Genomic DNA, 20511 nt, shown 5'->3' on the forward strand with positions numbered 1-20511 from the left:
GGCCAGACACTCAGCCTGGCCACATGGAACAGCACAGTTCTTCGATCCGCGCACAAGCAGTCGCACTGATGCGCCAGGGCATCCCCAACCGCACAGTCGCGGAGCGCCTCAACGTTCCGCGAGGAACCATCGGCTGGTGGCGCAGCGAGGATCGCAGAGCGCGTGGCGAGACGTATGAGCAGCCCACGGACTGCCCTCGATGCACGGGGTGCGAGTTCGACAAGGTCGCGTACGCCTACCTGCTCGGCCTCTACCTCGGCGACGGCCACATCATCTCGAAACGCAAGCAGCACCATCTGTCCGTCTTCTGCAACGCTCTTCAGACCGGCCTGATCGCCGCCGCGGAAGACGCAATGCGCAAGGTGATGCCGCTGCCAAGCGTCAAGCAGCGTCCCCGCGCGGGGTGCGTCGAGGTGAAGTCGTACACCAAACACTGGACCTGCCTGTTTCCGCAGCACGGCCCCGGCAAGAAGCACGAGCGCGCCATCGTTCTCGAAAGCTGGCAGCAGGAAATCGTGGACGCCCATCCCTGGGAATTCATCCGGGGCCTCATCCACTCCGACGGCTGCCGCATCACCAACTGGACCACTCGCCTGGTAGCCGGGGAACGCAAGCGCTACGAATACCCGCGGTACTTCTTCACCAACGTGTCCGACGACATCCGCCAGCTCTATACAGACACCCTCGACAAGCTCGGCATCGAATGGACCCACTGCACACGCCACGGCAACGCCTACAACATCTCTGTTGCCCGACGCGCCTCCGTAGCCCTCATGGACACCCACGTAGGCCCAAAGCACTGAACCGAAAAGGGGCCCCTCCACCCAGGAGGGGCCCTTACAAGTCCACGCCTACTTGGGGCTGTCGTCCTCGCCGATGTGGTGGACCCGCACCAGGTTCGTCGAGCCCGAGACCCCGGGCGGGGAGCCGGCCGTGATGACCACCACATCCCCCTTCTGGCAGCGGCCGTACTTCAACAACAGCTCGTCCACCTGGTCCACCATCGCGTCCGTGGAGTCGACGTGCGGGCCAAGAAACGTCTCCACTCCCCACGTCAGCGTCAGCTGCGAGCGCGTCGCCGGGTCCGGAGTGAAGGCCAGCAGCGGGATCGGGGACCTGTAGCGCGACAACCGCTTCACCGTGTCGCCGCTCTGCGTGAACGCCACCAGGAACTTCGCGCCGAGGAAGTCACCCATCTCAGCCGCCGCACGGGCCACCGCGCCGCCCTGCGTGCGGGGCTTGTTGCGTTCCGTCAGAGGGGGCAGGCCCTTGGCCAGAATGTCTTCCTCGGCCGCCTCCACGATCTTCGCCATAGTCCGGACCGTCTCGATCGCGTACTTGCCCACGCTCGTCTCGCCGGACAGCATCACCGCGTCCGTGCCGTCGATCACCGCGTTGGCGACATCCGACGCCTCCGCCCTCGTCGGACGCGAGTTCTCGATCATCGAGTCCAGCATCTGCGTCGCCACGATCACCGGCTTGGCATTCCGCTTCGCCAGTTTGATCGCGCGCTTCTGGACGATCGGGACCTGTTCGAGCGGCATCTCGACGCCCAGGTCCCCGCGCGCGACCATGATGCCGTCGAAGGCGGCCACGATGTCGTCGATCGCCTCGACCGCTTGGGGCTTCTCGACCTTGGCGATGACCGGTAGGCGGCGGTGTTCCTCGTCCATGATGCGGTGGACGTCGTCGATGTCGCGTCCGCTGCGGACGAACGACAGGGCGATGACGTCGAAGCCCGTGCGCAGCGCCCAGCGCAGGTCCGCCTCGTCCTTGTCGGAGAGGGCGGGGACGGACACCGCCACGCCGGGGAGGTTGAGGCCCTTGTGGTCGGAGATGACTCCGCCTTCGACGACCGTGGTGTGGACGCGGGGTCCGTCGACGGTGGTGACTTCGAGGCAGACCTTGCCGTCGTCGACGAGGATGCGTTCGCCGGGGGTGACGTCGGCGGCGAGGCCTGCGTAGGTCGTCCCGCAGGTCTGGCGGTCGCCCTCCACGCCCTCTTCGACGGTGATGGTGAAGGTGTCGCCGCGTTCAAGGAGTACGGGGCCTTCGGCGAAGCGGCCGAGTCGGATCTTCGGGCCTTGAAGGTCGGCGAGGAGGCCGATGCTGCGGCCGGTTTCGTCAGCGGCCTTCCTGACGTGCTGGTAACGCACCTCGTGGTCGGCGTAGGTGCCGTGGCTGAGGTTGAAGCGGGCGACGTCCATTCCGGCGTCGACCAGTGCCTTGATCTGGTCGTACGAGTCGGTGGCGGGGCCCAAAGTACAGACGATTTTTGCTCGGCGCATGTTTCGAGCGTAGGCCTTACCGGTGGGTAGGGAATTGGCCCTGCATGACTACTCAACAACCTTTGCGTGAAGGGTTATTGACAAGTGTTGAATTGTGCGCAGGGTCGCTCCGATGAGCGTCGGACGATCATTTAAGTGCCCTCTTCACAGCTGCGGCGGCACCATGGTGAATCGGGCGTTGACCTGTGCGTACACCTGTTGCCGCTGTGGTTCGAGGTCGAGCGGTGCCGCTTCGTCCGCGACCTCGGCTCCGGCGAAGGCGGCACGGCGCAGGGAGCGTGACTGGGCCTCGTACCCCATGGGCTGTGCGGCCTCCGCGCCCACGTCGGCCAGCTCCACGAGCGCCGCCAGTGAGGTCCCCAGTGCCTCGGCGTACTCGCGGGCTCGTTGTACCGCCTCCCGCACTGCTTGGCGGCGGGCGTCGCGGTGGGCCGGGGAGTCGGGGCGCAGGGCCCACCAGGGGCCGTCGACGCGGGTGAGGTCGAGGTCGGCGAGGCGGCTGGTGAGTTCGCCGAGGGCGGTGAAGTCGGTGAGTTCGGCGGTGAGGTGGACTCGGCCGTGATACGCGCGGACTCGCTCCCCTCGGCCGTGTTTGGTGAGTTCCGGAGCGATGGAGAAGGCGCCTGTTTCCAGGCGTTCGACGGCGTCGCCGTACGTTTTCACGAGGTCGAGGACTGTCGCGTTGCGGCGGGTGAGGTCGTCGAGGGCTGTGCGGCGGTCGGTGCCCCTTGCGCTGACGGTGATGCCGATGCGGGCGATCTCGGGGTCGACTTCGAGGTGGGCTTCGCCGCGGACGGCTATGCGGGGGGCGTCGGGGGTGCCGTAGGGGACGGCGGTGGGGTGCTCCGGGGTGGAGGTCATACGTCCCACTCTGTCACTCATGGTGGGGGTGCGGGCCGTGTTCCCGTCCCTGTCGGTCATCAGATCGAAACCTTCGGGGGCTGTTGCGGCCGGTCATGCTCGGGTCAGAATCTACGCGCGTCGTTGACCATTCCCCGAGGAGCCCGAAACATGCCGTTGAACCGCCGGAAGTTCCTGACGAAGTCCGCTGTGACCGGGGCGGGGGTTGCTCTGACCAGCGCTGTCGTGGCTCCGGCGGCGCAGGCCGCGGAGGCGAGGAAGCCCGCGAGGCCCGTGAAGCGGTACTCCCTGACCGTGATGGGCACGACGGACCTGCACGGGCACATCTTCAACTGGGACTACTTCAAGAACGCGGAGTACTCCGACGCGAAGGGCAACGCGCAGGGGCTGGCGCGGATCTCGACGCTGGTGGAGCAGGTCCGTAAGGAGAAGGGGCGTCGCAACACGCTGCTGCTCGACGCGGGCGACACGATACAGGGCACCCCGCTGACGTACTACTACGCGAAGGTGGACCCGATCACCGCCAAGGGCGGGCCGGTTCACCCGATGGCGCAGGCGATGAACGCCATCGGGTACGACGCGGTGGCGCTGGGCAACCACGAGTTCAACTACGGGATCGAGACGCTGCGGAAGTTCGAGTCGCAGTGCCGGTTCCCGTTGCTGGGTGCGAACGCGCTGGACGCGAAGACGCTGAAGCCGGCGTTTCCTCCGTTCTTCATGAAGACGTTCCATGTGAAGGGTGCTCCGCCGGTCAAGGTGGCGGTGCTGGGGCTGACGAATCCTGGTATCGCGATCTGGGACAAGGCGTATGTGCAGGGGAAGCTGACGTTCCCGGGTCTGGAGGAGCAGGCGGCGAAGTGGGTGCCGAAGCTTCGCTCGATGGGTGCGGATGTTGTTGTGGTGTCGGCGCATTCGGGGTCTTCGGGGACTTCTTCGTACGGTGATCAGCTGCCGTACATCGAGAACTCGGCGGCGTTGGTGGCGCAGCAGGTGCCGGGGATCGACGCGATTCTGGTGGGGCACGCGCACACGGAGATCGCCGAGCTGAAGGTGACGAACACGGCGACGGGGAAGACGGTGGTCCTGTCGGAGCCGCTGGCGTATGCGGAGCGGTTGTCGCTGTTCGACGTCGAGCTGGTTTTCGAGAAGGGGAAGTGGGCCGTCGAGTCGGTGGCGGCGACGGTGCGTGACTCGAAGACGGTCGCGGACGACCCGAGGATCACGAAGCTGCTGAAGGACGAGCACGACGTGGTCGTGGCGTACGTCAATCAGGTGGTCGGGACGGCGACGGACACGTTGACGACGGTGGAGGCGCGTTACAAGGACGCTCCGATCATCGATCTGATCACGAAGGTCCAGGAGGACGTGGTGAAGGCGGCGCTGGTGGGGACGTCGTACGCGTCGTTGCCGGTGATCGCGCAGGCGTCGCCGTTCTCGCGGACGTCGGAGATCCCGGCGGGTGAGGTGACGATCCGGGATCTGTCGAGTCTGTATGTGTACGACAACACGCTGGTCGCGAAGTTGATGACGGGTGCGCAGGTGCGGGCGTACCTGGAGTACTCGGCGCAGTACTTCGTGCAGACGGCCGCGGACGCGGTGGTCGATGTGGAGAAGCTGACGAACGCGGCGAACCGGCCGGACTACAACTACGACTATGTGTCGGGGCTGACGTACGACATCGACATCGCGCAGGCGGCGGGTTCGCGGATCAAGAACCTGGCCTGGAACGGTGCCGCGCTGGATGACGCGCAGCAGTTCGTGTTCGCGGTGAACAACTACCGGGCCAATGGTGGTGGGGCGTTCCCGCATGTGGCGTCGGCGCAGGAGGTGTGGTCGGAGTCGACGGAGATCCGGACGCGGATCTCCGAGTGGGTGACGGCGAAGGGTGTGCTGGATCCGAAGGAGTTCGCTTCGGTGGACTGGAAGTTGACGCGGGACGGTACGCCTGTGTTCTAGTCGGCGGCTTCTGTGGCGCGTTGCCTCAGATTCCGTCCACGAGAGGGGTCAGCACTTGGTGCTGGCCCTTTCCTCGTTCCTGGCTCTGGCGGGGGGTGGGGACCTGGGCCAGTGGTTGTTCGAGGCCGAAGGTGGTGAAGGCGGTTCTGGTCGGGAGGGGGTAGGGGGTTCGGCCGGTGAGGGAGTTGAGGATGGTGGCGCTGCGCCAGGCGACGAGTCCGAGGTCGGGGGTGCCGACTCCGTGGGTGTGGAGTTCGGCGTTCTGGACGTAGACGTGGCTGCCGGAGCCGGTGATGGCGGGGTCGAGGACGAGTCTGTACTGGTCGTCGATGCGGGGGCGTTCGCTGTTGTCGCGGCGGAGGTAGGGGTCGAGGCCGGCGAGGACGCGGTCGAGGGGGCGGTCCTGGTAGCCGGTGGCGAGGACGACGGCGTCGGTGGTGAGGCGGGTTCGGGTGCCTTGTTGGGTGTGTTCGAGGTGGAGTTCGACTTTGGTGGTGGCGACGCGGCCTGCGGTGCGGACGTGGACGCCGGGGGTGAGGACGGCTTCTGGCCAGCCGCCGTGGAGGGTGCGGTGGTAGAGCTCGTCGTGGATGGCGGCGATGGTGTCGGCGCCGATGCCTTTGTGGAGTTGCCATTGGGCGGCGACGAGGCGGTCGCGGACGGGTTCGGCGAGGGCGTGGAAGTAGCGGGTGTGGTCGGGGGTGAAGTGTTCGAGGCCGAGCTTCGAGTACTCCATGGGGGCGAAGGCCTCGGTGCGGCCGAGCCAGTGGATCTTTTCGCGTCCTGGGGGGCGGTGGCGGAGGAGGTCGAGGAAGATCTCGGCGCCGGTCTGTCCCGATCCGATGACGGTGACGTGTTCGGCGGTGAGGAGCCGGTCGCGGTGGGCGAGGTAGTCGGCCGCGTGGAGGACGGGCACGGTGGGGGCTTCGACGAGGGGTTTGAGGGGTTCGGGGATGTGGGGTTCGCTGCCGATGCCGAGGACGACGTTCTTGGTGTAGGTGCGGCCGAGGGCTTCGGCTTCGCCTTCGGCGTCGACCTGGGTGTAGTCGACTTCGAAGACGTCTCGTTCGGGGTTCCAGCGGACGGCGTCGACCTGGTGGCCGAAGTGGAGCCGGGGGAGGTTCTGGCTGACCCAGCGGCAGTAGGCGTCGTATTCGGCGCGTTGGATGTGGAAGCGCTCGGCGAAGTAGAACGGGAAGAGCCGTTCGCGGGTCTTGAGGTAGCTGAGGAAGGACCAGGGGCTCGCGGGGTCGGCGAGGGTGACGAGGTCGGCGAGGAAGGGGACTTGGACGGTGGAGCCGTCGATGAGGAGTCCGGGGTGCCAGTCGAAGCGGGGGTGTTGTTCGTAGAAGACGGCGTCGAGTTCGGGGAGGGGGTGGGCGAGGGCGGCGAGGGAGAGGTTGCAGGGGCCGATGCCGATGCCGACGAGGTCGTGGGGCGTTTCGGGATCGGGGGCGGGGGCGGACGCCGGGTTGTCGGCGGGCGTGGGGGGTGGCAGTGGCGTCATCGGGAGGTGTTTCCTTCCACCAGCTTCAGGAGTGCGGCCAGGTCGTCCGGCCGGGTGTGGGGGTTGAGGAGGGTGACCTTGAGCCAGAGGCGGCCGTCGAGGTGGGCGCGGCCGAGGACGGCGCGTCCTTCGTGGAGGAGTTTTCGGCGTACGGCGGCGACGGCGTCGTCGGTGGCTTCGGCGGGCCGGAAGAGGACGGTGCTGATGGTGGGCGGGTCGTGGAGTTCGAAGCCGGGGTGGGCCCGGACCTGGCGGGCGAACTCGTGGGCGTGGGCGCAGACCTGGTCGACGAGGGTGCCGAGTCCTTCGCGGCCGAGGGTTTTGAGGGTGACGGCGATCTTGAGGATGTCGGGGCGTCGGGTGGTGCGCAGGGAGCGGCCGAGGAGGTCGGGCAGGCCGGCTTCGGTGTCGTCGTCGGCGTTGAGGTAGTCGGCCTGGTGGGCGAGTGCGGTGAGGTCGTCCGGGTTCTTGACGGCGAGGAGGCCTGCGGCGACGGGTTGCCAGCCGAGTTTGTGCAGGTCGAGGGTGACGGTGTCGGCGTGTTCGAGGCCGGCGAGTTGGGGGCGGTGGCGTTCGCTGAAGAGGAGTCCGCCGCCGTATGCGGCGTCGATGTGGAGGCGGGCGCCGTGGGCCGCGCAGAGGGCGGCGATCTGGGGCAGTGGGTCGATGAGTCCGGCGTCGGTGGTGCCGGCGGTGGCGGCGACGAGGAGTGAGCCTCGGGGGCCGGGCAGTTCGGTCAGGGCCTCGTCGAGGGCGGCGGGGTCGAGGGTGCCGGCGGGGGCGGGCACCACGACCGGTTCGGGGAGTCCGAGGAGCCAGGCGGCGCGGGGCAGGGAGTGGTGGGCGTTGGCGCCGCAGACGAGGCGGACGCCCGGGTGTGCCTCGCGGGCGAGGAGCAGGGCGAGTTGGTTGGACTCGGTGCCGCCGGTGGTGACGAGGGCGTCACCTTTCTTCGGAGGCTCGGTTCGCCTCCGGGGCGCTCCAGCCTGTGTCGAGACCGCGACCGTGCTCGACCCTTCGGGCCTCCGCGCGCTCACGCCCTCGACACAGGCGCGCCCCTTCGGCTCACTCGCCTCTGCGCCCCCGTAGATCTCGGCGGCGAGGGTCCTTGTGACCAGCGCTTCGAGTGCGGAGGCGGCCGGGGCCTGGTCCCAGGAGTCGAGGGACGGGTTGAGGGCGCTGGCGGCGAGGTCGGCGGCGGTGGCGACGGCGAGGGGTGGGCTGTGCAGGTGGGCGGCGCAGTGGGGGTGGGCGGGGTCGGCGGCGCCTTCGGCGAGGGCGCGTACGAGGTCGTGGAGGGCGTTGGGGTCGCCCTTGTCGGGCAGTACGTCTCCGGTGGCGTCGCGGACCCGCTGGGCGACGGTTTCGGGGCCGCCGGCCGGGAGGGGGCCGCCGCGCGCGTGTGCGCCGTCCGTGAGGGCTTCGAGGACCGTGTCGAGCAACGGCCGCAGGGCGTCGGGGCCTTCGGCGCCTGAGGCGAGGGGCGGTGTGCTCATGGTGGTCCTCCCGGGGCGCGTGGCTGGGGAGTTCCAGCTTGTACGGGGCGGGGGCGACGCGCCCGGGAAGACCAACGATCGGAACCCGAAAGGGGGTACGGGGGTTGCCGTGGGGAGGTGTGTGGGGCATGGGGTGGCCCCATGCCCCACAGCGTGCCCGTGTTCGCCTTACGCCTGTTCCCGCGCCCCTTCCGTGCCCCCTTCGCGTACGCGCAGTGCGCGTGCCAGGTCGTCGAGTTGGTCGACGAGTTTGCGGCGCAGGGACGGTATCGGGTCGGCGTCGCGCAGGCATTTCTCGCCGAGGCGGAGGGTTTCGGGGGCGGCGGTGTGGGCGGGGAAGGCCCAGCGGCCGGCGGCGTCGGCGATGGCGGGGCCCCGGCGGGCGGCGACGGCGACGGCGTCGGTCCAGTAGCGCTTGACGTACTCGTCGGTGAGGTCGGCCTGTTCGGGCTGCCAGAAGCCCTGGGCGGTGGCGACGAAGAGGTAGTTGGAGAGGTCGTCGGAGGTGAACATCTGTTCCCAGGCCCGGAGTTTGGACTCGGGGTCGGGCAGGGCGGCGCGGCAGCGGGCGGCGCCTTCCTGGCCGGAGGCGCTGGGGTCGCGGGCGAGTTCGGCGTCGATCTCGGTCTCGTCGGTGGCGCCGAGGACGGCGAGCCGGGCCAGGACGCGCCAGCGCAGTTCGGGGTCGAGTTCGGGGCCGCCGGGGACGGTGCCTTCGGCGAGCCAGGCGGCGATGGTGTCGGGGTGGGCGGCGGCGTCGATGAAGTGGCGTACGGCGATGAGGCGCAGGCCGGGGTGGTCGCCGTCCTCGGTGCGGCGGATGAGGTCGCGGCACAGGGAGGCGAGGGTGGCGAGGGCGGCGGGGCGTTCCTGCGGGGGCAGGTAGCGGTCGGCGACGACGGTGGAGGCGAAGGTGAGGACGCCCTGGACGAGGGCGAGGTCCGTTTCGCGCGGGAGGTGGGCGCGGACGGTCTCCAGGTAGTCGGCGGGCGACAGCTGGCCGTCGCGCAGGGCGTCTCGCAGGGCGTTCCAGACGACCGCGCGGGTGAGCGGGTCGGGGAGGCCGGAGAGGGCGCTGCGGACGGTCTTGAAGGACTCCGGGTCGAAGCGGACCTTGGCGTAGGTGAGGTCGCCGTCGTTGACGAGGAGGAGGGCGGGGCGCTTGCCGATGGGCTGGGGGGCGTCCTGGGGGATGTCGAGGTCGACGCGCTCGCGGAGGGCGAGGGTGCCGTCTCCGGCGCTGTCGTGGTCGTACAGGCCTATGGCGACCCGGTGGGGGCGGCTGCCGTCGTGGCGGACGGTGAGGGTGCAGGAGCCGTTGTCGCCGTTGGTGACGCGGGGGGTGAGGGTGTCGACGCCGGTGGTGCGCAGCCAGGTGTCGGCCCAGGCGTGGACGTCGCGTTCGGTGGCGGCGGCGAGGGAGTCGATGAAGTCGGCGAGGGTGGCGTTGCCGAACCTGTGCCGGGCGAAGTGGGTGTTGATGCCGGTGAGGAAGTCCTTCTCGCCGAGCCAGGCGACGAGTTGGCGCAGGGCGGAGGCGCCCTTGGCGTAGGAGATGCCGTCGAAGTTGACGAGGGCGGCGGCGGTGTCGTCGACGGCTTCGGGGGCGACGGGGTGGGTGGAGGGGCGCTGGTCGGCGTCGTAGCCCCAGGCCTTGCGGGAGACCCCGAAGTCGGTCCAGGTGTCGGTGAAGCGGGTGGCTTCGGTGAGGGTCTGGTAGCCCATGTACTCGGCGAAGGACTCGTTGAGCCAGATGTCGTCCCACCATTGGAGGGTGACGAGGTCGCCGAACCACATGTGGGCCATTTCGTGGGCGATGACCATGGCGCGGGTCTGGCGTTCGGTGTCGGTGACGGCGGAGCGGTAGACGAACTCGTCGCGGAAGGTGACGAGTCCGGGGTTCTCCATGGCGCCGAAGTTGAACTCGGGGACGAACGCCTGGTCGTAGGAGTCGAAGGGGTAGGGCTCCTCGAACTTCTCGTGGTAGCGGTCGTAGCACGCGCGCGTGATGTCGAGGAGTTCGTCGGCGTCGGTGTCGAGGTGGGGGGCGAGGGAGCGGCGGCAGTGGAGGCCGAAGGGGAGGCCGCGGTGTTCGCTGCGGACGGAGTGCCAGGGGCCCGCGGCGACGGCGACGAGGTAGGTGGAGATGCGGGGGGTGGGGGCGGCCTGCCAGAGGCCGTCCGCGGTTTCGGTGGTGATGCCGTTGGCGAGGACGGTCCAGCCCTCGGGGGCGCGCACGGTGAACTCGAAGACGGCCTTGAGGTCGGGCTGGTTGAAGTTGGCGAAGACGGCTGCCGCGTCCTCCAGGGACATCTGGGTGTAGAGGTAGGTCTCGTCGTCGGCGGGGTCGGTGAAGCGGTGCATGCCCTCGCCGGTGCGGGAGTAGCGCATCGCGGCGTCCACGCGCAGTTCGTGCTCGCCCTCGGCGAGGTTCCTGAGGGGCAGCCGGCCGTCGGTGAGGGTCGCGGTGTCCAGGGGGTGGCCGTCGAGGGTGGCGGAGCGCAGCTCGGCGGGCCTGACCTCGACGAACGTGTCCGCGCCGGTGTGGCCCGCCGTCACCGCGAAGCGGATCACGGTACGGGAGTCGAAGGTGTCGTCCCCGGTGGTGAGGTCGAGTTCGACCGTGTACCGGTGGACGTCCAGGAGGCTGGCACGGGCTTGCGCTTCGTCGCGCGTCAGTACGGACATGGAGGACATGCTGCCTGATGCCGCTGACAGGGCACAGGGGCGGATCGGTACACGGCCTTTGTCCGGACGCGCGCCCCCGCCCCCGACGCGGGCTCCGGGGCGCCTCCGGGATCACCCTGAGGGGCTCAGGTGCGGTCGTCCTCCAGAGCGCGTCCGGCGAGGACGTCGTGATCCTTCACCCGGGCGCGGAGTTCCCGCACCTCCTGTTCGAGGGCGAGATGGCGGCGGTGGGCGTCGTACAGGTAGCGGACCTTGGTGCGCAGGGTCCAGGGGTCGATGGGTTTCATGACGAGGTCGGCGACGCCGAGGCCGAAGGCGGTGGAGGTGAGTTCGGCGTCGGGGCCGAAGCCGGTGAGCAGGACGACGGGGATGTGCTGGGTCTGTTCGAGGCGGCGCATGTAGCGCACCACGTCGAGGCCGCTGACGCCGGGCATGCGGACGTCGAGCAGGAGGAGGCCGACCTGGCCGCGCAGTACCTGTTTGAGGGCCTCGTCGCCGCTGGTGGCGCGGGCGAGCCGGTAGCCGAGCGGGGCGAGGGCGCTCTCCAGGGCGTACAGGGTGTCCTCGTGGTCGTCGACGATGAGGATCTTGGCATCCGACGGCATGGCCCGACGTCCCTCCCGCGTGGACAACCCGACGGCACCCGTGGTGCTGACGCGCAGTGCTCGTCGGCTGACTACGAGTGCGCGGTGAGTGCACAGGGCAGCATGCGCCCGCGGGTGCCCGGCTGTCACTCCCCGGGGGTCAACTCACCGGTGGTTTCCCGCCGTTCACGGCGTCGTCGGCGATGCGCTCGTGGTGTCTGATCACTTCGGCGATGATGAACGTGAGGAGTTTCTCGGCGAACGCGGGGTCGAGGTTGGCGCTTTCGGCGAGTCGGCGCAGGCGGGCGATCTGCTGGGCCTCGCGGCCGGGGTCGGCGGGCGGCAGTTGGTGTGCGGCCTTGAGGAGGCCGACCTGCTGGGTGCACTTGAAGCGCTCGGCGAGCATGTGGACGACGGCGGCGTCGATGTTGTCGATGCTCTCGCGCAGCCGGCCGAGTTCCGCGCGGATCTCGGGCTCGACCTCACGGTTGTTGCTGGTGGTCATGGGCGTCCACCCTACGTGGCACGAGGTGGGCGGGCTCTTGGGGTGCCGGGGAGGCGTGAGGTGGGCGGGAAATGAGCGCTACGTGGCGTGCGGGTGTTCGATCATCGGTGGGTCGGCGGGGTCGGGGACCCGGTCGCTCCAGCCACCGGGAACCGTGCGTCCCTGTTGTGCCCGGAAATGGACGGGGGCCATGCCGACGCGGCGGGTGAAGAGGCGGGAGAAGTAGGCGGGGTCGTCGTAGCCGACGCGGCGGGCGACGGCGGCGACGGGCAGTTCGGTGGCGGCGAGGAGTTCCTTGGCGCGGCTCAGCCGGATGCCGAGGAGGTAGTCCTTGGGGCTGCAGCCGGCGCCGCGTCGTACCGCGGTGCGCAGTTCGGCGGGGGTCATGCCGTGCCGGGCCGCGTGTTCGGCGACGGTCAGGGGCCGGCAGGCGTCGCGGGCGAGGGCGGCGAGGACCTGGTCGCCGTCGGGTGCCAGATCGGCGCGGGTGCGGCGCAGGGCGACGAGGAGTTCGTGGACGGCTGCGGCCGTCTCGACCTCCAGGACGGGGTTGTCGCGGCGTGCGGCGCGGGCCATGCGTCCGATCACGGCCCGGGCGGGGCCCGCGTCGGTGAGGGGTACGAGGGGCCGCTCGGGTTCGATGTAGCCGAGTTCGGCGTACGTGGCGGTGGCGGGCCCGGTGAAGTCGACGAACGCCTCGTCCCAGCCGGTGTCGGGGTCGGGCCCGTAGTGGTGGGCGGTGCCGGGGGTGAGCCAGATCAGGGTGGGCGCGGTGACGGTCCTGCGGTGGCCGTCGGTGCCCTGGAACCAGCCCCGGCCGCCGCTGACGACGACGGCCACGTGGTGGTCGAGGACGCGCGGGCCGACGGTGGGCAGGGCGCCGTGCTGGAGGCCGACGCCGAGGCAGACGAGGCCGAGGCGGTGGTGGGCGGGCGCGGGGCTGAAGAAGCGCATCCAGGTGCGGTACATCCGCGGTCCTCCCGCCTGTGTGGTGCTCGTCTCCGCCCATTGGAGGGGCGGAGACCTCGGTCCAACTGGCGCTGATCTTTGTCCATGGACGCTGTCGGCCGCCAGAGGTGAGGGTGGGGCACATGAGCGAGTTCACGGTGGGCGACACGGACTTCCTGCTGGACGGCCGTCCGGTGCGGCTGCTGTCGGGGGCGCTGCACTACTTCCGGGTGCACGAGGAGCAGTGGGCGCACCGACTGGCGATGCTGCGGGCGATGGGCCTCAACTGCGTGGAGACGTACGTCCCGTGGAACCTGCACGAGCCGCGTCCCGGTGACTTCAGGGACGTCGGACAGCTGGGCCGGTTCCTGGACGCGGCCCTGGAGGCGGGGCTGTGGGCGATTGTGCGCCCTGGCCCGTACATCTGCGCGGAATGGGAGAACGGCGGCCTCCCCCATTGGCTGACGGGACACGCACGCACGCGTGACGCCCGTTTTCTGGGTCCGGTGGAGCGCTGGTTCGGGCGTCTCCTCCCGGAGATCGTGGAGCGGCAGATCGACCGGGGCGGCCCGGTGCTGATGGTGCAGGTGGAGAACGAGTACGGCAGCTACGGCTCCGACGGGGACTACCTGGGCCGGCTGACGGCCCTGCTGCGTGCCGGGGGCGTGAGTGTCCCGCTGTTCACGTCGGACGGTCCGGAGGACCACATGCTGACGGGCGGTTCGGTGCCGGGCGTCCTGGCGACGGTGAATTTCGGGTCCCACGCGCGCGGGGCCTTCGAAACGCTGCGCAGGCACCGCCCGACGGGCCCCCTGATGTGCATGGAGTTCTGGTGCGGCTGGTTCGACCACTGGGGCGCCGAACACGTCGTACGGGATCCCGAGGACGCCGCGCAGGCCCTGCGCGAGATCCTGGAGTGCGGGGCGTCGGTCAACGTCTATGTGGCGCACGGCGGTACGAGCTTCGCGGGCTGGTCGGGCGCGAACCGGGCGGCCGGTAACGGAGCCCTCGGGGAGGCCCACGAGGGCGCTCTGGAGCCGGACGTGACGTCGTACGACTACGACGCGCCGATCGACGAACACGGGCGCCCCACGGAGAAGTTCTGGCGCTTCAGGGAGGTGCTGACCGAGTACGCGGACACCCCACCACCGGAACCACCGCCCGCCCCGGCTCCGTTGGGCGCCCAGGCCGCCGTGCACCTCACCGGATGGACCCCCCTGGCCACCGTGCTCGACACGCTCGGCGGCCCCGAGACGGAGCACGCCGTACCGCCCACGTTCGAGGAACTGAACGTGGACCGCGGTCTCGTGCGCTACGCGGTGACCGTTCCGGGTCCGCGGCGGCCGTATCCGCTGTCCGCGCGCGGGCTGCGGGATCTCGCGGTGGTGTACGTCGACGGGGTGCGGGCCGGGGTGCTCGGCGAGGGGGATGTACGGCTCGCGGAGCCGGTCGCGGGGCACGCGCGCGTGGAGCTGTGGGTGGAGTCCCTGGGGAGGGTCAACTACGGGCCGCGCATCGGCGAGCCGAAGGGCATCACCGGGGGCGTGCTGCACGAACGGCAGTTCCTGCACGGGGTGCGGGCGCGCGGGCTGCGGCTGGACGCGTTCGAGGAGGGCGCGGTGAGAAGGCTGCCCTTCGGGTCGCTGCCGTCACCGTCGCCGGACCAGGACTCCCGGGGGCTGTACCGGGGGACGGTGACGGTACACGGGGCCGGGGACGCGCTGCTGGAACTGCCGGGGTGGACACGGGGGTTCGCGTGGGTCAACGGCTTCGGCCTGGGCCGGTACTGGTCCGTGGGCCCGCAACGCTCGCTGTACGTGCCTGGGCCGACGCTGCGGGAGGGCGTGAACGAGGTGTGGGTGCTGGAGCTGGAGGGGGCGGGGCGGGCGGGGCCGGTGCTGGTTCCGGTGGGCCTGGGCGGGGGCTGAGACGACGTACCCGTCTTCCGGGGCCCGCCTCTCGGGTCGGGGCTCCCGGGGCCTGTCCCCGGATCCCACCTCCCCGGTCCCGCGCTCGCTCGCTGTACGTGCCGGGGCCGCTGCTGCTCCGGCGGGCCCGGGCAGGGCCCGAGACGACGTACCCGTCTTCCCGGGGCCCGCCTCCCGGGTCGCAGCTCCCGGGACCTCTCCCCGGATCCCCCTCCCCAGTCCCGCGACGCTCGCCGTACGTGCCGGGGCCAGTGGGCCCGGGCAGGGACTGAGACGACGTACCCGTCTTCCCGGGTCGCAGCTCCCGGGACCTGTCCCGCATCCCACCTCCCCGGTCCCGCGCTCGCTCGCCGTACGTGCCAGAGCCGGTGGGCCCGGGCAGGAACCGAGACGACGTACCCGTCTTCCCGGGCCCGCCTCCCGGGTCGCAGCTCCCGGGACCTCTCCCCGGATCCCGCTTCCCCGGATCCGCAACACTCGCCGTACGTGCCGGAGCCCCTCCTGCCCCGGTGGGCCCGGGCAGGGACCGAGGCTGCCTACCCGTCTCCCCGGGCCTGCCTCCCTGGTCGGGACTTCCGAGGCGGCTCCCAGGGCTCGGTCCCGGATCCCGCCTTCCGGGGCTCGCCTCTCGGGGCCAGGCTCCCCGATCTCGACCCGCGGGGCCCACCTTCGGTCCCCCTCGGATCCGGCTTCCCGGAGCTCGTCCCCCGGGGCCGGCGGAGCCACGTGCCCCGCCGGACCCGGGTCGTCCTACAGCGTGGACGCCGCCCGGGCTATGGCCTTCGCGAAGGTGGACACCTGGGAGTAGACGCCGGGTACGCCCGGGCGGGCGCAGCCGTCGCCCCAGCTGACGATGCCTACCTGGATCCAGGCGCCGGAGTCGTCCTTGCGGAACATGGGGCCGCCGGAGTCGCCCTGGCAGGTGTCGACGCCGCCCGCGAGGTAGCCGGCGCACAGTTCGTCGCCGGGGACGAGCCGCTTGCCGTAGTGCAGCTTGCAGCCCGCGTCACTGACGTAGGGGACGGTGGCCTTCTGGAGCTTGGTCGTGCCGGTGCCGCCGTTCTCCTTGGTGTCGCCCCAGCCCGCGATGGTGAACGTCCCGCGGTTGTACTGGGTCGTCGTGGCGATCTTCAGCGTGGGCTTGTTGATCGGCCGGGCGAGCTTCACGAGCGCCCAGTCCTTGCCGGCGCCGTTGTAGCCCGGGGCCTGCAGCACCTTGGTCGACTTGACCTTGATCGCCCCCGAGGCGTTCAGGTCGGCGACGCCGGCGGTGACGGTGATGCCCGTGGTGGGCCCGGAGCCGTCCACACAGTGGGCGGCGGTGAGGACGACGTCCTTCTTGTAGAGCGCGCCGCCGCAGCCCATCGAGAGGTGCACCAGCCACGGGAACTCGTTCTGCGCGGCGGGCGTTCCTCCTACGACGGGCGCGGGCGCGGCCTGTGCGGCGAGCGGCTGGAGGCTCGCGATCGCGAGGGCCGCGGCACCGACCGCCGCGGCCCGCTTGACCAGGGAGAGACCTCTTCCGACCGACGAGGTGTGGGTCAACGTACGTCCTTTCGTGGGGGGGTGGTGGTGACGTGGTGACAAAGAACGCAAGTATGAAGATCGAGGCGGGTGCGGAACAAGGGCGGATATCACGTGCCCGCGGCGGAACCCGACGGTAGGAAATCCGCTCTTACCGACAACTCCCCTGCACGTAGAGTGGAGGAGAGTTCAGGGCGTCTTGGGGGTACGGACGTGGCGAACGACGGACCGGTCGAGCACGGCTACCCACACCTGGAGACGGTGCGGGCCGCGATCAACGCGCTCTACAAAAGGCTGTCGTACGACACCGTCCAGACCTTCGCGACAAGTGTGGCCCCGGTCGACGTGGCGTTCTGCGACACCGACGACCTGCATCTGGGCGCACAGCGCGTGGCCCGCGAGATGGTGCGGCACTACAGGCTCCCGGACGCGCGCATGATCGTCGGCTTCCGCGAGATGACCCACGCGGCGAATGTCGAACTGGCGGCGGGGCCCGAGTACTTCATCGAGCTGAACGACCGTTTCCGCACCCACCGCAGGGACATCGGCGCGGCCCTCGCGCACGAGGTGATGCATGTCTATCTGCACCGCCTGGATCTGTCCTTCCCGGGAACACGCGACAACGAGATCCTCACGGACACGGCGGCGGCGTATCTGGGCGCGGGCTGGCTGCTCCTGGACGCCTACCGCGAGGACGCGGACTCCTCGCAGAAGCTCGGCTATCTGACGCCGGAGGAGTTCGGGTACGTCCTGGCCAAGCGGGCCCTGCTCTTCGACGAGGACCCCGGGATCTGGTTCACCAGCCCGCAGGCGTACACGGCGTACGCGGCGGGCATGGAGCTGGCCCGCCGCGACTCGCGTCAGCCCCCGCTGACGGCGGCGGGCTGGGCGGGCCGCCGCCGGTACGCACGCGACCGCCGTCATGCCCAGGACCACCACGGGCCGGGTGCGCCGCAGCCGGGCGTCGTCCCGTACAGCTTCACCCCCGATGGGTCCGATGCCTCCGGTGGCTCTGACGGTCATGGTCCGCTGCGGGTCTCGTTTCCCTGTCCGACGTGTCATCAGCGCATCCGGGTACCCGTGCGGGGTCGGGTGCGGGCGCGGTGCGGGGTCTGCCGGACGGTGCTGGAGTGCGACACGTGATGTAGGGGAAGCGTGGGGCACTTCACCCCGAAAGCCTTTGCCTCACCGGCCCTTCGCGAGCGAAGGTCGGAAGGTATGAACGGGCAAGAACCGCCACAAGGCAGTGATCGCGATCTTTTCACCGCGGTGTACGAGGGTGACGAGGACGCGGTCGTACGGCTGCTGCGGCTCGGTGTGAGCCCGGAGGCACTCGACGAGGACGGCCAGACCGCCCTGTACGTGGCGGCGGTGAGCGACGCGCCCGGCATCGTACGGCTGCTGCTGTCCGCCGGTGCCGCGCCCGATCGGCTGAGCGCGGGCTCGGACCTCCCCCTGTGCGGGGCGGCCTGCGGCGGTCACACGGACGTCGTCCGCGCGCTGCTGGCCTCGGGGGCCGTTCCCGACGCGGTCGAGGCGTTCGGGTTCACGGCTCTGGCGTGGGCGTTGCGCTGCGGGCACGTGGCGGTTGCGGAGGCCCTGCTGGCAGCGGGCGCGGACCCGAACCGTCCCGGCCCGACCGGCGAGCCCCCGTTGGTCACGGCCGCCCGCCGGGGCTCTGCCGCCTGCGTACGGGCCCTGCTGGCGCGGGGTGCGCGGGCGAGGGGGGAGGCGTTGGTGGAGGCGCGGCGGTGGGCGGGGGTGGATGTGGCGACGGAGTTGCGGGCGGGGTTGGCGCGGGCGCATGGGTTCGGTGGGGAGTATGTGACTCGGCGGTGGGCGGAGGGGGTTGCTGTGGAGCTGGTGCGGGACGGGGTGGTGGTGGCGGGGGTTGACCAGGGGACGGGGCATGCGGAGATCGTGGCGGTGCTGGAGGAGGTGCTGGGGGTGGGGTGAGCTTTTTCCTCGCCCCCGCCGCCCCTACCCGTCCCATCCTTCTGGGGGCTGCGCCCCCAGACCCCCCTTTGTCCTCAAACGCCGGACAGGCTGAAATGCCCAGGCCGGTGCTGAAGTGCGGCGGGGGCGGGGAAAAGGGGTGGGCTGAGCACGGTCGCCCTCGAACGCCGGCGGCACCCCCAGCCCGTCCGGCGTTTGAGGACAAGGCCCGTTCAGGGCCGGAGCGGGGGTCTGGGGGCGCAGCCCCCAGGGATGGGAACGGGTAGGGGCGGCGGGGGCGAGAAACTCCCCGCCTCAGCAGCCCCCCTTGTTGGCCGTCGCCGCGTCCAGAAACGCAGGCCTCTCTCCCCCGCCATGCACCAGCAAGCTCGCCCCACTGATGTACCCCGCCGCGTCGGACGCGAGGAACACCACCGCCCCGCCGATGTCCAACGGATCGGCCAAGCGGCCCGCCGGCACCGTGCGGGCGACCGCGTCGAGGCCGTCAGCCCCGCCGTAGTGCAGGTGGGACAGCTCGGTGCGGACCATGCCGACGACGAGGGTGTTGACCCGTACGTCCGGGGCCCATTCCACGGCCATGGACCGGGCCAGGTGTTCCAGCCCGGCCTTCGCCGCACCGTACGCGGCAGTCCCCGGCGACGGCCGGCTCCCGCTGACACTGCCGATCATCACCACAGAACCCCGGGCCCGTTTCAGGTGCCCGTACGCGGCGAGGGACACGGTGAGCGGCGTGATCAGGTTCAGCTCGATGACACGGACATGCCGCTCCACATCGCCATCACCACCGCCGCTTCCACCCCCGTCCCCGCCCATCGGCCGATAAGGACTGCCCCCCACGTTGTTCACCAGCACATCGAGACGCGGCAGCCCCCCGACGAAGTCATGCACCGCGGTCCGGTCCCGCAGATCGACCGCCGTGAACTCCACCCCGGGCAACGGGACTTCGGGGGGTCGCCGAGCGCAGACCACGACCTCCGCGCCCGCCTCGACGAGAGCCCGCGCGATACCCGCCCCGACTCCACGCGTACCGCCGGTGACAAGAGCGACACGCCCCTTCAGACCGGCCGAGCCGTTCAAGGCGTCCAAGGCGTTCAAAGCCGCTCGATGATCGTCACGTTCGCCTGTCCCCCGCCCTCGCACATCGTCTGCAATCCGAACCGGCCCCCCGTGCGCTCCAGTTCATGCAGGAGTGTGGTCATCAGCTTGACCCCGGTCGCGCCCAGCGGGTGACCGAGCGCTATCGCGCCGCCGTTGACGTTCACCCTCGCCGGATCCGCGCCCGTCTCCTTCAGCCACGCCAGGACGACCGGCGCGAACGCCTCGTTGATCTCGACCAGGTCGATGTCGTCGATGGACAGGCCGGTCTTCTTGAGGGCGTGGGCCGTGGCCGGGATCGGCGCCGACAGCATCCGGATCGGGTCCTCGCCCCGTACCGAGAGGTGGTGGATCCGGGCCCGCGGGCGCAGCCCGTGTTCGCGCACCGCCCGCTCCGAGGCGATCAGCATCGCGGCCGCGCCGTCGGACACCTGGGAGGAACAGGCAGCCGTGATGGTGCCGCCGTCGATCACCGGCTTCAGGCCCGCCATCTTCTCCAGGGAGGTGTCCCGGCGCGGCCCCTCGTCCACGGTCACCGCCTCGTAGGCCACGGTCTCGCGCGCGAAACGGCCCTCGTCGATGGCCCGCACCGCCCGTTCGTGCGACAGCAGCGCGAACTCCTCCTGGTCCAGCCTGCTGATGCCCCACTTGGCGGCGATCATCTCGGCGCCGGCGAACTGGTTCACCGGCCGGTCCCCGTACCGCGCCCGCCACCCCGCGCTGCCCGCGAACGGACCCTCCGTCAGCCCCAGGGGCAGGGCCGCCTGCCGGGAGGCGAAGGCGATCGGGATCATCGACATGTTCTGGACGCCGCCCGCGACGACCAGGTCCTGGGTGCCGGACAGCACGGCCTGCGCCGCGAAGTGCACGGCCTGCTGCGAGGACCCGCACTGCCGGTCGACCGTCACCCCTGGCACCTCCTCGGGCAGCCCGGCGGCCAGCCAGCAGGTGCGGGCGATGTCACCGGCCTGGGGCCCCACCGTGTCCAGGCACCCGAAGACGACGTCCTCCACGGCGGCCGGGTCCACCCCGGCCCGCGACATCAGCGCCGTCAGCGCGTGCGCGCCCAGGTCGGCGGGATGCACCCCGCTCAGACCACCTCCGCGCCGCCCGACGGGCGTACGGACCGCTTCGACGACATAGGCCTCGGCCATGGCAACTCCCTCACAGAAAAG

At 70.5% G+C, this 20511-nt stretch carries 16 protein-coding genes; 5 read left to right on the forward strand and 11 right to left on the reverse strand.

Translation table 11 applies throughout. The features are described 5' to 3' along the window. Positions 1–23 precede the first annotated feature (23 nt). The gene (locus ACFYXF_RS15495; protein WP_389350074.1) at positions 24–803 is read left to right on the forward strand and encodes a helix-turn-helix domain-containing protein; all 780 of its coding nucleotides are present in this window, start codon (positions 24–26) and stop codon (positions 801–803) included. Positions 804–851: 48 nt separating this feature from the next. Here the strand turns inward: ACFYXF_RS15495 and pyk are convergent, their stop codons facing one another. Beyond that, positions 852–2288, reverse strand: a complete 1437-nt coding sequence (pyk, locus tag ACFYXF_RS15500) for a pyruvate kinase (RefSeq protein ID WP_389350075.1) — start codon at positions 2286–2288, stop codon at positions 852–854. 144 nt (positions 2289–2432) lie between these two features. Further along, a complete protein-coding gene (locus tag ACFYXF_RS15505) occupies positions 2433–3149 on the reverse strand; it encodes an SIMPL domain-containing protein (protein ID WP_389350076.1) in 717 nt (238 codons plus the stop codon). 150 nt (positions 3150–3299) lie between these two features. Here ACFYXF_RS15505 and ACFYXF_RS15510 point away from each other — a divergent pair, with 150 nt between their 5' ends. Then, complete coding sequence (locus tag ACFYXF_RS15510; RefSeq protein ID WP_389350077.1) at positions 3300–5105, forward strand: bifunctional metallophosphatase/5'-nucleotidase; 1806 nt, start codon at positions 3300–3302, stop codon at positions 5103–5105. 25 nt (positions 5106–5130) lie between these two features. Here ACFYXF_RS15510 and ACFYXF_RS15515 read toward each other — a convergent pair whose 3' ends face one another. The 6 genes from ACFYXF_RS15515 to ACFYXF_RS15540 form a co-directional block, all read right to left on the reverse strand. After that, entirely contained in the window at positions 5131–6612 is a 1482-nt protein-coding gene (locus ACFYXF_RS15515; RefSeq protein WP_389350078.1) for a lysine N(6)-hydroxylase/L-ornithine N(5)-oxygenase family protein, read from the reverse strand. Beyond that, a complete protein-coding gene (locus ACFYXF_RS15520) occupies positions 6609–8108 on the reverse strand; it encodes a pyridoxal phosphate-dependent decarboxylase family protein (RefSeq protein WP_389350079.1) in 1500 nt (499 codons plus the stop codon). Before ACFYXF_RS15520 ends, ACFYXF_RS15515 begins: the two co-directional genes overlap by 4 nt. Before the next feature lie 168 nt (positions 8109–8276). Beyond that, positions 8277–10805, reverse strand: a complete 2529-nt coding sequence (gene pepN / locus ACFYXF_RS15525; protein WP_389350080.1) for an aminopeptidase N — start codon at positions 10803–10805, stop codon at positions 8277–8279. 116 nt (positions 10806–10921) lie between these two features. Next, the gene (locus tag ACFYXF_RS15530; protein WP_389350081.1) at positions 10922–11401 is read right to left on the reverse strand and encodes a two-component system response regulator; all 480 of its coding nucleotides are present in this window, start codon (positions 11399–11401) and stop codon (positions 10922–10924) included. Between the two features lie 139 nt (positions 11402–11540). Then, positions 11541–11885, reverse strand: a complete 345-nt coding sequence (locus ACFYXF_RS15535; protein WP_389350082.1) for a chorismate mutase — start codon at positions 11883–11885, stop codon at positions 11541–11543. A gap of 78 nt (positions 11886–11963) precedes the next feature. Next, positions 11964–12854 carry an AraC family transcriptional regulator gene (locus ACFYXF_RS15540; protein WP_389350083.1) on the reverse strand — a complete coding sequence of 297 codons (891 nt, stop codon included), beginning with the start codon at positions 12852–12854 and terminating at the stop codon, positions 11964–11966. Positions 12855–12976: 122 nt separating this feature from the next. Here ACFYXF_RS15540 and ACFYXF_RS15545 point away from each other — a divergent pair, with 122 nt between their 5' ends. Further along, a complete protein-coding gene (locus ACFYXF_RS15545; RefSeq protein ID WP_389350084.1) occupies positions 12977–14761 on the forward strand; it encodes a beta-galactosidase family protein in 1785 nt (594 codons plus the stop codon). Positions 14762–15511: 750 nt separating this feature from the next. Here ACFYXF_RS15545 and ACFYXF_RS15550 read toward each other — a convergent pair. After that, positions 15512–16306, reverse strand: a complete 795-nt coding sequence (locus tag ACFYXF_RS15550; protein ID WP_389350085.1) for a S1 family peptidase — start codon at positions 16304–16306, stop codon at positions 15512–15514. Positions 16307–16498: 192 nt separating this feature from the next. Here ACFYXF_RS15550 and ACFYXF_RS15555 point away from each other — a divergent pair, with 192 nt between their 5' ends. Both ACFYXF_RS15555 and ACFYXF_RS15560 read left to right on the forward strand, forming a co-directional pair. Then, the gene (locus tag ACFYXF_RS15555) at positions 16499–17428 is read left to right on the forward strand and encodes a hypothetical protein (RefSeq protein WP_389350086.1); all 930 of its coding nucleotides are present in this window, start codon (positions 16499–16501) and stop codon (positions 17426–17428) included. A 75-nt stretch (positions 17429–17503) separates the two neighbouring features. Further along, complete coding sequence (locus ACFYXF_RS15560; protein WP_389350087.1) at positions 17504–18241, forward strand: ankyrin repeat domain-containing protein; 738 nt, start codon at positions 17504–17506, stop codon at positions 18239–18241. 294 nt (positions 18242–18535) lie between these two features. Here the strand turns inward: ACFYXF_RS15560 and ACFYXF_RS15565 are convergent, their stop codons facing one another. Next, entirely contained in the window at positions 18536–19336 is an 801-nt protein-coding gene (locus tag ACFYXF_RS15565) for an SDR family oxidoreductase (protein ID WP_389350088.1), read from the reverse strand. Further along, positions 19333–20490, reverse strand: coding sequence for an acetyl-CoA C-acetyltransferase (locus tag ACFYXF_RS15570; protein ID WP_389350090.1), 1158 nt, complete (start codon positions 20488–20490; stop codon positions 19333–19335). The genes ACFYXF_RS15565 and ACFYXF_RS15570 overlap by 4 nt, the downstream gene beginning before the upstream one ends. Between the last annotated feature and the right edge of the window lie 21 nt (positions 20491–20511).

Origin of the sequence: Streptomyces sp. NPDC002680, assembly GCF_042889145.1 — a bacterium.
In the GTDB taxonomy this organism is placed as follows: domain Bacteria; phylum Actinomycetota; class Actinomycetes; order Streptomycetales; family Streptomycetaceae; genus Streptomyces; species Streptomyces adonidis.

Excerpts from the sequence above, each read along its gene's own strand:
- pepN (WP_389350080.1), bottom strand. The coding sequence starts at position 10,805 with ATGTCCTCCATGTCCGTACTGACGCGCGACGAAGCGCAAGCCCGTGCC.
- pyk (WP_389350075.1), bottom strand. The coding sequence starts at position 2,288 with ATGCGCCGAGCAAAAATCGTCTGTACTTTGGGCCCCGCCACCGACTCG.
- ACFYXF_RS15560 (WP_389350087.1), top strand. The coding sequence starts at position 17,504 with ATGAACGGGCAAGAACCGCCACAAGGCAGTGATCGCGATCTTTTCACC.
- ACFYXF_RS15520 (WP_389350079.1), bottom strand. The coding sequence starts at position 8,108 with ATGAGCACACCGCCCCTCGCCTCAGGCGCCGAAGGCCCCGACGCCCTG.
- ACFYXF_RS15515 (WP_389350078.1), bottom strand. The coding sequence starts at position 6,612 with ATGACGCCACTGCCACCCCCCACGCCCGCCGACAACCCGGCGTCCGCC.
- ACFYXF_RS15545 (WP_389350084.1), top strand. The coding sequence starts at position 12,977 with ATGAGCGAGTTCACGGTGGGCGACACGGACTTCCTGCTGGACGGCCGT.
- ACFYXF_RS15505 (WP_389350076.1), bottom strand. The coding sequence starts at position 3,149 with ATGACCTCCACCCCGGAGCACCCCACCGCCGTCCCCTACGGCACCCCC.
- ACFYXF_RS15535 (WP_389350082.1), bottom strand. The coding sequence starts at position 11,885 with ATGACCACCAGCAACAACCGTGAGGTCGAGCCCGAGATCCGCGCGGAA.
- ACFYXF_RS15530 (WP_389350081.1), bottom strand. The coding sequence starts at position 11,401 with ATGCCGTCGGATGCCAAGATCCTCATCGTCGACGACCACGAGGACACC.
- ACFYXF_RS15540 (WP_389350083.1), bottom strand. The coding sequence starts at position 12,854 with ATGTACCGCACCTGGATGCGCTTCTTCAGCCCCGCGCCCGCCCACCAC.
- ACFYXF_RS15570 (WP_389350090.1), bottom strand. The coding sequence starts at position 20,490 with ATGGCCGAGGCCTATGTCGTCGAAGCGGTCCGTACGCCCGTCGGGCGG.
- ACFYXF_RS15510 (WP_389350077.1), top strand. The coding sequence starts at position 3,300 with ATGCCGTTGAACCGCCGGAAGTTCCTGACGAAGTCCGCTGTGACCGGG.
- ACFYXF_RS15495 (WP_389350074.1), top strand. The coding sequence starts at position 24 with ATGGAACAGCACAGTTCTTCGATCCGCGCACAAGCAGTCGCACTGATG.